This window comes from Paraperlucidibaca wandonensis, assembly GCF_042677145.1.
Classification (GTDB): Bacteria; Pseudomonadota; Gammaproteobacteria; order Pseudomonadales; family Moraxellaceae; genus Perlucidibaca; species Perlucidibaca wandonensis.
This window is the reverse complement of the sequence record NZ_JBHTIT010000001.1, coordinates 1661313-1673406: the sequence shown is the minus strand read 5'-3', so window position 1 is coordinate 1673406 and position 12094 is coordinate 1661313. Positions and strand designations below refer to the sequence as shown.

General features: G+C 55.8%; 10 protein-coding genes and 2 pseudogenes. 1 reads left to right on the top strand and 11 read right to left on the bottom strand.

All coding sequences use genetic code 11. From position 1 onward, the window contains the following. Nucleotides 1-17: 17 nt before the first annotated feature. From tatA to rpmE, 11 genes and pseudogenes are all read right to left on the bottom strand, one after another. A complete protein-coding gene (gene tatA, locus ACFQ0F_RS07875; protein ID WP_340675471.1) occupies nt 18-275 on the bottom strand; it encodes a twin-arginine translocase TatA/TatE family subunit in 258 nt (85 codons plus the stop codon). 45 nt (nt 276-320) lie between these two features. Further along, a pseudogene (gene hisIE, locus ACFQ0F_RS11720) lies at nt 321-1045 on the bottom strand (bifunctional phosphoribosyl-AMP cyclohydrolase/phosphoribosyl-ATP diphosphatase HisIE). An 18-nt stretch (nt 1046-1063) separates the two neighbouring features. Beyond that, entirely contained in the window at nt 1064-2713 is a 1650-nt protein-coding gene (locus ACFQ0F_RS07860) for an AarF/UbiB family protein (RefSeq protein ID WP_340675474.1), read from the bottom strand. After that, nucleotides 2710-3342, bottom strand: coding sequence for a ubiquinone biosynthesis accessory factor UbiJ (locus ACFQ0F_RS07855; RefSeq protein ID WP_340675475.1), 633 nt, complete (start codon nt 3340-3342; stop codon nt 2710-2712). Before ACFQ0F_RS07855 ends, ACFQ0F_RS07860 begins: the two co-directional genes overlap by 4 nt. Before the next feature lie 20 nt (nt 3343-3362). Further along, nucleotides 3363-4103, bottom strand: a pseudogene (gene ubiE / locus ACFQ0F_RS07850) (bifunctional demethylmenaquinone methyltransferase/2-methoxy-6-polyprenyl-1,4-benzoquinol methylase UbiE); the annotation flags it as partial. 56 nt (nt 4104-4159) lie between these two features. Beyond that, complete coding sequence (locus ACFQ0F_RS07845; RefSeq protein WP_340675476.1) at nt 4160-4909, bottom strand: FFLEELY motif protein; 750 nt, start codon at nt 4907-4909, stop codon at nt 4160-4162. A gap of 70 nt (nt 4910-4979) precedes the next feature. Continuing rightward, nucleotides 4980-6326: an ATP-dependent protease ATPase subunit HslU gene (gene hslU, locus ACFQ0F_RS07840; protein ID WP_340675477.1), complete on the bottom strand. Its 1347-nt coding sequence runs from the start codon at nt 6324-6326 to the stop codon at nt 4980-4982. A gap of 2 nt (nt 6327-6328) precedes the next feature. After that, nucleotides 6329-6853, bottom strand: coding sequence for an ATP-dependent protease subunit HslV (hslV, locus tag ACFQ0F_RS07835; RefSeq protein ID WP_340675478.1), 525 nt, complete (start codon nt 6851-6853; stop codon nt 6329-6331). Beyond that, the gene (locus ACFQ0F_RS07830; protein ID WP_379070866.1) at nt 6850-7401 is read right to left on the bottom strand and encodes an SPOR domain-containing protein; all 552 of its coding nucleotides are present in this window, start codon (nt 7399-7401) and stop codon (nt 6850-6852) included. Before ACFQ0F_RS07830 ends, hslV begins: the two co-directional genes overlap by 4 nt. 133 nt (nt 7402-7534) lie before the next feature. After that, entirely contained in the window at nt 7535-9295 is a 1761-nt protein-coding gene (gene argS / locus ACFQ0F_RS07825; RefSeq protein WP_379070863.1) for an arginine--tRNA ligase, read from the bottom strand. Between the two features lie 107 nt (nt 9296-9402). Next, complete coding sequence (gene rpmE, locus ACFQ0F_RS07820; RefSeq protein ID WP_340675481.1) at nt 9403-9621, bottom strand: 50S ribosomal protein L31; 219 nt, start codon at nt 9619-9621, stop codon at nt 9403-9405. 202 nt (nt 9622-9823) lie between these two features. On the opposite strand from rpmE, the gene ACFQ0F_RS07815 reads away from it, so the two are divergent. After that, a complete protein-coding gene (locus tag ACFQ0F_RS07815) occupies nt 9824-12091 on the top strand; it encodes a primosomal protein N' (RefSeq protein ID WP_379070860.1) in 2268 nt (755 codons plus the stop codon). Nucleotides 12092-12094 lie beyond the last annotated feature (3 nt).

Sequence of the window (12094 nt, the reverse complement as noted above, 5' to 3'; positions counted from 1 at the left end):
GCGCGTCTCGTTGGGTGCTAGCTGTCTTTGCGTTCGTGTGAGCTGGGCTCATTAGCTTTGATATCGCTTGGCGGCACTTGGTCCTGAGGCTGATGCGTGACTTTCTGCTCCGGCGCTTTTGCTTTTGCCTCGTCGTCTCCGCTCATCGACTCTTTAAAGCCTTTAATAGCGCCGCCTAGATCCTTGCCTAAGTTTTTTAATTTGCTGGTGCCAAAGAGCAGCACGACAATAACCAGCAGCAGCAAAATATGTGGTAGTGACAGTCCAGATAACATTGATATCTCCTCGCGCTAGCGCGCCATTTCCATTTGCTAAAATTATTAAGGGGTGTCGCGGCTAGCCTTTTCGTCATGGCCGGACAGGCCGAAACGTCGTGCTAGCTCCGCTAAAATTTGATCGGGATGGCCGCCTAAATGGCTGAGCATGACCAATGAGTGAAACCATAAATCGGCAGTCTCGGAGACTAGCTCATCGAGTGATCCGCTGCGCTCAGCGTCTTTTGCGGCAATGATGGTCTCAGTGCATTCTTCGCCGACTTTCTCGAGAATTTTGTTTAGGCCCTTATGGTGCAGGCTGGCAACGTAGGAGCTCTCAGGGCTAGCCTTTTTGCGCTCAGCCAAGACTAGCGCGAGTTCGCGTAGCACATGATTTTTGTCAGAATCGCTCATGAGTAAATCTCGTCCGGTGATTTCAGCACGGGGTCTACGGTTTGCCATTGGCCATCGTGTAGCCGGCGATAGAAGCAGGATTCGCGGCCAGTGTGGCAGGCCATGCCGCCGATTTGCTCAACTTGCATAGTGATGACATCGGCATCGCAATCTAGACGCAGTTCAATGAGCTTTTGCACGTGGCCAGACTCTTCGCCTTTGCGCCAGAGTTTAGCGCGCGAGCGTGACCAATAAATCGCACGCTGCTCGGCGACGGTTAGCGCCAAGGCTTCGCGATTCATCCAAGCGACCATGAGGATACGGCCACTTTGATGGTCTTGCGCGATGGCAGGAATCAGGCCATCGCTATCGAACTTCACATCATCTAGCCAAGACATACTAGCCTCCACGGCAAATTAGGCGCGAGTTACACGCCAGAGCGCGCTGACTACGATAACAGCAATGCTCCAACCTAGCAGCGCTGGTGGTGCTGACCACGGCAGGGCATCGGCACTGGCTAAGGCCATCAAGCCGCCACCGATAACGCCGAACCAGGCAATGAAATCTTGCCGACGACCTACGCGCAAGTCGGCCTGCAATGCGGTGAGCGCATCGAGCTGGCGACGCTGCCATTGGCCTTGCAGGCGTTGCTGGCTGAGCGCATCGAAAATGAGTTGGGGTAATTCGGGTAGGCCGGCGAGTAAGATCGGCGTGTCTTCTTTCACGCGCTTGAGCAGAGCTTTCGGGCCGATACGGTCGTTCATCCATTGCGTCAAAAGCGGCTTGGCTAGAGACCAAATATCAAGTGCCGGATAAAGCTCACGGCCTAGGCCTTCGACATGAATCAGCGTCTTCAGCAGTAGCACCAGCTGAGGCGGAATGTGTAGGCCATGCACGCGTGACATGTCGAGTAGGCCCGCCAAAATCGGCGCAAGTTGCACTTGGTCGATGGGCTTGCTCAGCACCGGCTCTACTAAGCGGCGAACTTCACGGCTGATGACATCCAGCGGTGCGCCAGCAGGAATCCAGCCGGCAGTTGCCGCTACGCGCACCAGTTGTCCGAAGTCACGTTGAATTAAGCTCAGTAAAATCTGCGCGATGGTGAGCTGGTCTTCGCTAGGCAAAGTACCGACGATGGCGCAATCCAGACCGATAAATCGCGGGTCGCTGGGGTTGGCGGTTTCAACATAGACATTGCCGGGGTGCATGTCGGCATGAAAAAAGTTGTCGCGAAATACTTGCGTGAAAAAGATGGTTAAGCCTTTTTCTGCCAAGCGTTCGCGATCGATGCCTAAACGGTCGAATGTTGCGTGGTCATTAATCGGCACGCCTTCGATGCGCTCGGCGATCATGATCTCGCGGCTGCCATTGGCCTCGTAAATTTCGGGCACATAAAACAGCGGCGAATTAACAAAATTGGCGCGCAATTGCCGCGTGTTATCGGCCTCAAGTGCGAGATCGGTTTCATCGAGCAGGGTGCGTTCGTAATCGTTGACGATGCGCGTTAGTGGAATCACGCGCAGGTCGAGTCGGCGCTCGGCAATTTCGGCTAATGACTTTAGCAAGGCCATATCGGTGCGAATGCGATCGGCGACGCCGGGGCGCAATATTTTGACGATGACTTCGCGGCCATCACGCAGCGCGGCAGTATGAACTTGGGCAATGGATGCAGCTGCCAGCGGTTCATCATCAAAGCGAGCAAAGGCCTCGTTTAAGGACAGGCCTAGTTCGCGCTCAACAATGGCTTTGGCCTCAATCACAGCGAATGGCGGCACATTTTCTTGCAGCTTGGTGAGCTCGTCGAGCACGGCCGGCGGCAATAAATCACGACGTGTCGAGATCAGTTGACCGAGCTTAATAAATAGCGGGCCAAGTTCTTCAAAGGCGAGGCGAATGCGCTCAGGTTGCTGCGCCTGAGCTCCTGCAAACCACCAGGCTGGATGTAGGCGGAACGCGATGATGGCTAAGTGCGCCAACAGACTCGGCGGTGGCGGCAATAGGGTATCGAGGCGATAGCGCGCAAATACGCTCCACAGCACCAATAAACGTGGCAAGTGGCGCATCATGTCGTTGATCCTTGCAGTTTGCTCAGGCGTTGTTGCACGCGTTTAAGGCGAGCTTCTAAGCGTTCGCTGTCGGCGCGCAGATCATCGCAGTCGCTAACAAATTCGTCGATTTCCCAGCGCACCGGCAAGACTTCGCGCTCTTCTTGCAGATACTCGCGGCTATTGAGCAAAAAGGTTTTTGCGGCTTTTTGTGCGAAGCCAAAAAGGCCTCGGACATGGCGGCCAACTTCGTGTGCAGCACTGTCACCAAAGAGCATGCTCAGCGGTTCTTCCCAGTCAATATCGAGCTGCTTAGCAATACCATGGAGTTGCTCAATGAGCTGCACTTGGCCATGCACGCGCAGCGGCCCGCCAATCAATTGCAATTCGCGCGACAAGGCCAGTTTCAGCAGTGCGCCGGTTTGCGCTTCGATGGTGGCGTGTGGGCGTTCGGTCGATTCTGGCAGCAAGCGAATACGCTCATCCTGAATGCGCAACATGACACTAAAGCGCGGCGATTCAGTCTCGACATAAATCGATTTACCGCTGAGCTCGCGCAGACGCAGACGCGTAGCGGGGTCGTATTGCAGTGCGCGATTGACCAGCGTTTCAACGCCGCGCAGGGCTAAGACTATAGGGAGCGATGGCATGGGCTGTCCTGTGCGGGCGCTTAAAAGCGGAAGCCGCGATGCAGGGCGACAATGCCGCCGGTGAGATTGTGATAGTCGCAACGCTCGAAACCGGCCTCGACCATCATGTCTTTCAGCGTGTCTTGGTCGGGATGCATGCGAATGCTCTCGGCCAAGTAGCGATAGCTTTCGGAGTCGTTAGCGACGAGCTTGCCCATGGCCGGCAGCAAGCTGAATGAATAAGCGTCGTAAATCTTCGCCAAGGGTTCGAAAATTGGCTTGGAGAATTCCAAGATCAATAAGCGGCCGCCGGGCTTTAAGCTTTGATACATCGAGCGTAAGGCGGCGTTTTTGTCGGTGACATTGCGCAGGCCAAAAGCGATGGTGATGAGGTCAAAACTGCCCGGCTCAAACGGCAGGCACTCGGCATTGGCTTGGACAAAACCCATATTACCGTGCACACCCTGATCGAGGAGGCGGTCGCGGCCAACTTGCAGCATAGAGGAGTTGATGTCGGCCAAAATGACGTGGCCGTTAGCGCCAACTTCGCGCGAAAATGCTTTGGCTAAATCGCCGGTACCGCCGGCAATATCGAGCACGCGTTGCCCCGGGCGCACCCCAGAAAGCTCAATAGCAAAACGCTTCCACAGGCGATGAATGCCCAAAGACATCAGATCATTCATGACGTCGTATTTGGCTGCAACCGAGTGAAAAACCTCGGCAACTTTGCCAGCTTTTTCACTGGCAGCTACGGTTTTATAGCCAAAGTGAGTTTGCTCTCCGGTGGCAGCGCCGCCAACTAGCGGGCCATTAACGGGGGGTAATGAAGGTCGTTTTGTCATGCCGAGGGCTCGTCATCGTCTACTGCAAAAGGGTCGCTGGCGCCTTGCGCGAGCCTGTCGAGGATACGCGTTTCGCGGCCCAAGAACACATCCAAAAAGCCGGCCACGGACTTCATTGGCTTCATCACAGCAAAGCCGGTGCCCATGAAGTCGTAGAGGCCAGCGAGGCCAGCCATATGTGCCGGGCCTTTGGACATTTTAAAGGTGGCGGTAATCAAGCGTGAGCGCACATAGCGGTCAAGGCCTAGGCCGAGTTCGCGCAGCAAATGCATTTGCGTGTGGCGTGCTTCAATTTGGTCTAGGCGGCGATAGCTGGCGATCAAGTCGACATCTGTGGGTGCGTCAACACCGTGAGTGAGTAAGTCTTGCGCCACCGCTTCATCAAGCTCGCCGGTGAGCGCATTAGCTTCAACGGCAATCGCCGCGGTGCGCATGACTGAGTCGGGAAGCAGGCGTGTGGCCACAGGTAGGGCTTTTTCGATTTCGCGGGCTAATTCATCGAGCTCAAGACCGGTGTAGATGTCGTTGAGGAAAAACTCGGTGATTGGCGCAAAGCGTTTATCGGCCAATAAGCTGTGGTGTGTGCGGCGTAGGCGCGCAGTTTGCAGCGCTTGCACGGCGAGCACTTGGGCGGCCAATGCAGCATTGCCATGACGACTCCAGATGCGATAGCGGCCAATGCCAGCACGAATGCGGGTATTGGTGTCTGGAGTACCCTGAGTGGGTAATTTCACGGCAGCGTTCATGGTCTTGGTCTCTCGTCGTACGCCCGCGATCATGCAGACGTTGCAGTCTTTCTAGTTAAGCAGCCGGGTGTTACAAAATGAACCGGCTCAGATCATCGTCTTCAACCAAGGCGCCGAGATGCTTGGTGACATCTTCTGCGCTAATGATCAGTGTTGCGCCAGCCTGCTTCAGAGCTAAGTCGGCAGCATCGAAAGCAATGCCTTCAAGTAAACGTTCCAGCACCGTATGCAAACGCCGCGCACCAATATTTTCGGTACGCTCATTGACCTGCCATGCAACCTTCGCCAGCTCGGCAATGGCTTCCGCAGCGAACTCTAGCTTCAGGCCTTCAGTGCCCAGTAGCGCAATATATTGCTCAGTCAGCGAGCAATGCGGCTCAGTTAAAATGCGCTCGAAGTCAGCTGGTGTTAGCGCGCTTAATTCCACACGAACGGGCAGGCGGCCTTGTAGCTCGGGAATCAAGTCTGATGGCTTGGCGAGGTGAAATGCGCCGGAGCAGATAAACAAAATATGATCAGTTTTTACGATGCCATATTTGGTGTTTACGCTGCAGCCTTCGATGAGCGGTAGCAAGTCACGCTGCACGCCATCGCGCGAGACATCAGCACCTTGGCTGTCACCACGGCGGCAAACTTTGTCTATTTCATCAATGAAAACGATGCCTTGCTGCTCCACCGAGTGCAGGGCTTTTGCTTTCAAATCGTCTTCATTGACGAGCTTGCCAGCTTCCTCTTCACGCACGCGCTTATAGGCTTCGGCAATGCTTAGGCGTTGAGTTTTTTTCTTCGCCCCGCCAAGACCGGAAAACATTTTCTGCAATTGATTGCCCATGTCTTCCATGCCCGGCGGCGTCATCATATCTACGCTTGGCGCGGCTTGGCTGAGCTCAATCTCAATGCTTTGCTCATTGAGCTCGCCAGCGCGTAGACGACGGCGAAATAGCTGGCGGGTGGCGCTATCGGGCGGTGGTGCTGCATCTTTCTGCCATTCGCTGCCGCTTGGGCCTGGGAGCAAAGCATCGAGGATGCGCTCTTCAGCGGCTTCATCGGCGCGTTGGCCAACATCGGCCACAGCTATTTCGCGCTGTAGCTTTAGCGCCATATCAGCCAAATCACGAATAATGGTTTCGACATCACGGCCGACATAGCCAACTTCGGTGAACTTTGTCGCTTCGACTTTGATGAATGGCGCCTGCGCCAAGCGCGCTAAACGCCGAGCAATCTCGGTTTTGCCAACACCGGTTGGGCCTATCATCAAGATGTTTTTTGGCGTTACTTCAGCGCGCATGGCTTCAGGCAATTGCAGACGACGCCAGCGGTTACGCAGTGCTAATGCGACGGCGCGTTTAGCTGCTTGCTGGCCAACAATGTGTAGGTCTAATTCGTGAACAATTTCACGCGGAGTCATCGCAGTCATGATTAATAATCCAAGCGTTCTAGCGTGTGCGAATGATTGGTGAAGACACAGATATCACCAGCCGTTTGCAGGCCGTAGCGCACAATGGCTTCGGCGTCGAGTTCGCTGTGATCCATCAGGGCACGAGCGGCGGCGAGGGCAAAGTTGCCACCGGAACCAATGCTGATGATGCCGTGCTCTGGCTCTAGTACATCGCCATTGCCGGTGATGATGAGTGAGGCGCTGTGATCAGCAACGGCGAGTAATGCTTCGAGGCGTCGCAGTGTGCGGTCAGTGCGCCAGTCCTTTGCCATTTCAACGGCGGCACGCACTAGATGCCCACTATGCTTTTCCAGTTTCGCTTCGAAGTATTCAAACAGAGTGAAGGCATCTGCTGTACCGCCGGCAAATCCAGCAATTACTTGATCTTTATAGAGGCGACGGACCTTACGCGCGTTGCCTTTCATCACGGTATTGCCAAGCGATACTTGGCCGTCGCCGCCGAGTACGACAGTGTTGCCACGGCGTACACATAAAATAGTTGTCATTGGCTGTCTCCCAGACTGCTTAAGGGGATGGCATCGAGGCCTTCGGTAGCCAAACGTGCGCGCGCATCAGCTAGATGACGTGCGCTATCAAATGGGCCGGCAACAATACGTTCTAGCGGTTTGCCTTGCGCATCGAAACCACTTTGGCGTTGCGCGGGAATATTTAAAGATTTGAGCTCAGCTAAGCGCTCATTGGCCTGTGTGCCGTTGCGAAATGCACCGACTTGTAGCCATCGAGTTGATGACTGCTCGCTAGCTTCAGGCGTAGTCGCTGGAGTTTTCGCCTGTGGTCGTGGCGCACTGCGAGCATCAGGCGTGCGTGATGGCAGCACACGCTGATTTGGCAAAATATCGTAAAACTCAAAACGCTCAGCCGGTTTTTTCGCGGGCGTATTGGCTGCTGGTGCCTGTTGTGGCGCCTCATCTAGGCTGCTAAGCGCAGCCGGTACACCTTCAACCTCTTCGCTGGGGCGATGCTGTAGCGTCCAAATGCCATAGCCAAGTAGGCCTGCTAGCAAGACAAATAGGATAAGACGGCCAGGCGGCATGCGGCGTCGCGGTGGCTGCTGCTTTGTTCTGCGCGCTGCACCTTGCGGGCGCTTTGATGCGGACGATTTGCTTTTGCTAGCGCCATTGCGAGTGGCGCCTGAAGCTGGTGGGCGTGAGTTGGTGGCCACAGGTTTACATTCGCTCCGGTGCTGCCACGCCAAGCAAGCCTAGGCCGTGGGCTAAGACTTTTTGCACTGCTAGGCTCACCGTGAGGCGGGCGTGACGCAGCGAGCTGTCATCGACCAACATTTTGTTGGTGTTGTAATAGCTATGGAACTCTTGCGCGAGTTCACGCAAGGCAAACGCGAGCTGATGCGGTGCTTGTTGGCGGGCCGCATTGGCGACGGCATCGGGCCAGGCGTCGAGGCGTTTCACCAGCTCGGTGAGACCAGCATCGGCGAGTGATGGCAATGCGGAGAGGCCAGCAGCGGCGTCGAAACTCAAGTCGCGGGTAGCGCATTCGCGGAAAATGCTGGCGATGCGAGCGTGCGCGTACTGCAAGTAATACACCGGATTTTCGGCCGATTGTGAGCGCGCTAAATCGATATCGAATTCGAGGTGTTGTTCCGGTGCGCGCGACAGATAGAAGAAGCGCGTGGCGTCATTGCCGGCCTCTTCAATCAGCTGCGATAGCGTGACGAAATTGCCTGAGCGTTTGCCCATCCGGCCCGATGACAAAGTGACGAACTGAATCAGCGCGACGACAAATTTATCGCCTTCGCCAGTCAGTGCTTCGATGGCCGCACGTACACGCGCGATATAGCCGTGGTGATCGGCGCCCCAGACATCGATGAGCACGTCATAGCCACGATCAAGTTTATTTAAGTGGTAGGCGACATCGGCGGCGAAGTAAGTGTGGACGCCGTTGTCACGGACCATGCAGCGATCTTTTTCATCGCCCAAAGCGCTGGTGCGCAGCCAAAGTGCGCCATTTATATCATAGACATGGCCGCGTTCACGCAGGCGCGAAATGGCTAGGTCAATAGCACCGCTCTCGGCCAGGCTACGCTCAGAGAACCACGCATCGAAAGAGACATTAAACGCCGCCAAAGTAGTTTTGATTGCGGCGAGTTGAGTGTCGAGCGCGAAGTCTTGCAGCGTGCGATAGCCCGCGCCCAAAACTTCCTGCACGCGTGCAATTAATGAGTCGATATGCGCTTCTTTGATGGCTTTCGCTTCATCGCCATCATCAGCGCTATCGGGCAAAACACCGGTCATTAGCTCGGCATAAGGTAGGAAGTAAGCACGGCCATCGCGAGCGACTAAAGCCTGTGCGCACTCGATAATGTATTCGGCTGGATAAGCGCGCGAAGGAATAGCGACGGTCTCGCCTAAGGCCTCGAGGTAACGCAAATACACCGATACTGCGAGTACGTCGGTTTGGCGGCCGGCGTCATTCACGTAGTACTCGGTATCGACCACATAACCGGTGGCACGGAGCAAGCTTGCTAGTGCAGAACCATAAGCCGCGCCGCGACCGTGACCGACATGCATGGGGCCTGTGGGGTTTGCCGAGACGTATTCGAGCAGCACGCGTTGGCCATTGCCGATGTTGGGCGAGCCATATGCTTGCGCGTCTTTCAAAATGTGTTCGATGGCGGCAAAGCGGCTGCCGGCATTTAAAAAGAAGTTGATAAAGCCAGGGCCTGCCAGCTCAACGCGGCTAATTGCGTCGTTGGCGGGTAGGGCATCAATGATGGCTTGAGCAATTACGCGTGGTGGTTTGCCTGCGGCTTTCGCCGACATCAGCGCGATATTGCTAGCCCAGTCGCCATGTGCAGGATCGCGGGTGCGCTCAAACTGCAGTGTGGGCTGAAAATCGGCCGGCAATAGGCCGTCTTGACGTAGTGTGTCGAGGGCAGCTGCTAGTAGCGTTTCGAGCGCGTGCTTCATTGAGGCATCCGAGTCTTAAAAATCGTGGCGATTGTAGCAATAAAAAAGGCGAGCCCTTGGAAGGTGCCCGCCTTTTTCTGATCCACGCGGGGCGTGGCAGCCGCAGTTTACTTCTTGAAGCTGCGGGCGCCGCCAAAGCGTTGTTTGAACTTGTCGATACGACCGCCAGTTTCGACGTTTTTCTGTTTGCCAGTGTAGAACGGGTGGCAAGCTGAGCAGACGTCGATCAGAAAGTCTTTGCACGAGGTTGAACGGGTTTCAAAGACATTGCCGCATGAGCAAGTGGCTTTGACTGCTTCGTATTTTGGATGGATATCAGCACGCATAATGTTTACCTAAATCAAGGAACGGGTTAAGGGTGTGTCGCGCTCCTGACGGGCTTTTATCTGCCTTTACAGGCAGCTGAAGCAAACGCACAGGCACGACAACAGGCCATTCTCTTGGCTCACCGCAAACATCGCTTCGTTGCGGCCAAGCTCAACAAGGACGCGCATTCTAGGCGATGATCGATGTTTAGCCAAGCGCTGCATGCAAGTACTAGGAAGAGGCGCTAGCTGCAAGCTTGGCCAGAGTGCTAGTCTGCGCGCCATGCCTATCGCTCATCTTGCCCTGCCATCGCCTCTGCGCCATGGCTTCGATTATCGCCTGCCTGCTGGTGTGCACGAGCTGCCGCCGGGTGTGCGCGTGCGAGCACCCTTTGGCCGCCGCGAGGTTATTGGCTGGCTGCTGCATGAGGCCGCAGAGAGCGATGTGCCGGCAGCAAAAATGCGCGCTGTGCTTGAGATCATTGATAGCGAACCCGCTCTGAATGCGGAGCTTTGGCAGTTAGCGCTATGGGCCGCGCGCTATTATCAGCATCCTATTGGCGATGCGCTTACGCAAATGGTGCCGGCCTTGATTCGCCAAGGTGAGCCTTTGCGCGCCACGCTTGAGTCGTGCTGGCGGCTTACTGCGCGCGGTCTAGCATTAAGCGAGGATGGCTTGAGTCGTGCGCCGAAACAATTGGCTGCATTGCAGCTATTAAGTGCGCATCCACAAGGTTTATCTGAAACCACCTGCCGGGCGCTGCAGATTGCGCGCGAAGCATTGAAGGCCTTGAGTGAAAAGGGTTTGGCCGAATGTTTTCAGCCTGAACATGCAGCAAAAGCACCGACGCCAGCTTGGCCGGCATTGGGCTTGGCTCAAGCTGAACTTAGGCTTAATGCTGAGCAGGCTGTTGCTTTCGATGCACTACGGAAAGCTGAGGATGGCTTTCGAGTTTGGCTTTTACAAGGCGTCACCGGCAGCGGTAAAACCGAAGTGTATTTGCAGCATATTGCTCAAGTGTTGCGCAGTGGTCGCCAGGTTTTAGTGCTAGTGCCGGAAATTGGTTTAACGCCGCAAACAGTGGCGCGTTTTCAGGCGCGTTTTCGCTGCCCAGTGTTGGCGCTGCATTCTGGCTTAAGTGATCGCGAACGCATGCAAGTTTGGCGACAAGCGCGCGAGGGTTTGGCGGGAATTATTATCGGCACGCGCTCGGCTGTGTTTACGCCGTTGGCGCGGCCGGGCTTGATCGTCATCGATGAAGAGCATGACTTGTCGTTTAAGCAGCAGGAAGGTTTTCGCTATCATGGTCGCGATGTGGCGATACGTCGTGCACAGCTCGAAAACATTCCCATTGTTTTGGGCTCGGCAACGCCGTCATTAGAGACATTAGCCAATGTTCATGCGGGGCGTTATCAGCGCCTAGAGCTCAAGCTGCGAGCAGGTGGAGCGAAAGCGCCTTTGGTGCGCTGCGTGGATTTGCGCGGCCAGATTTTGACGGATGGTCTATGCACAGCGGCGCGTGAGGCCATGACTGAAACGCTAGCGCGTGGTGAGCAAGTTTTGGTTTTCCTCAACCGCCGTGGCTTTGCTCCCGTTATGCTTTGTCACGCCTGTGGCTGGCAGGCCGGCTGTGATCGCTGCGATGCCAAGCCAACCTTGCATCGCGCGCCGATGCGTCTGCAATGCCACCATTGCGGCAGCGAGCGACCGCCACCCATGCATTGCCCCGATTGTGGCAGCAGTGATTTACGCCCAGCCGGAGTCGGCACCGAGCGCTTGGCCGATGCCCTGAGTCAGCACTTCGCCAATACGCCGGTGTATCGCGTCGATCGTGATAGTACGCGCCGAAAAGGCAGCTTCGATGTCTTGATGAATGCCATAGCCAAGCCGGAGGCAGCGGTTTTGGTCGGCACCCAAATGTTGGCAAAAGGCCATCATTTCCCCAATGTCACTTTGGTGGTGATTCCCAACTGTGATGGCGGTTTATTTAGCGCCGATTTTCGTGGCCCCGAGCGCTTGGCGCAGCAGTTGGTGCAGGTCTCAGGGCGAGCAGGGCGTGCGGAAAAGCCTGGGCGCGTGTTGATACAAACGCATCAGCCCGACCATCCTTTATTGCAGCAATTATTTAGCCAAGGCTATGACGCCTGCGCACAAACTCTGCTTAATGAGCGCCAGCTGATGGGCTTGCCGCCAGCCGCGAGTATGGCGCTGCTGCGCGCTGAAGCGCCGCAGGATAGCGCGCCGCAAGAGCTACTGAGTGATGTCGCACATTGGCTGCGCGAAGATGAGCCATTGGTGCAAGCGTGGGGGCCGATGCCGGCACCAATGGCGCGCAAAGCCGGCATGCATCGCTGGCATTTATTGCTGAAAACGACTGAACGCAAGCCGCTGCATTTGGCCTTGTCGCGCGTAGTGGCTTGGCTTGAGGCCTCGCCCGAAGCGCGGCGGGTACGATGGTCTATCGACATCGACCCGCAGGAGCTGAGCTAGGTT